This is a genomic window from Gilvimarinus sp. 1_MG-2023 (assembly GCF_030548285.1).
The window spans coordinates 1-477 of sequence record NZ_JAUOSC010000115.1 but is presented as its reverse complement, the minus strand read 5'-3'; the positions used below and the strand labels follow the sequence as shown (position 1 = coordinate 477).

The 477-nt window shown below is 54.9% G+C and carries 1 protein-coding gene; it reads right to left on the bottom strand.

Annotated elements, in window-relative coordinates:
- The coding region (locus tag Q4563_RS15965) for a permease (protein ID WP_303605171.1) at nt 1-477 on the bottom strand (477 nt) is incomplete at both ends.

Genomic DNA, 477 nt, shown 5'->3' with positions numbered 1-477 from the left:
CCATTTGCCAGCGCTTTGGCAGCAAAGGACTGCAGCCAGCGTTCGGCGCGGATGCTGTCGAGAAACAGCCCGCCGAGCATACCCACAATCATGCCGACCACGACGTAAAGGACGGTGAATTTCCAGCCCAGCAGGCTGAGCAGTAACAGAACCGCGACTTCGTTGATCAGCGGGGAGGTAATCAGAAACGACATGGTAATCCCGACCGGAATACCGGCGGAGGTAAAGCCGAGAAACACGGGAATACTGGAACAGGAGCAGAACGGAGTAATCGCTCCAAAGCCGGAACCCAGCAAATAGCCAATGCCGCGATTTTTACCCGCCAGATAATCACGCACTTGCTCGACATTCAGTGAGGCGCGTAACAGGGCGATGATGTAAATCAGCACCAGCAAGAGTGCAAAGATCTTGCTGACGTCTTCGACAAAGAAATGTAACGCATCCCCGAGTTTGGTCTCGGGCAGGAAGCCCAGCAGG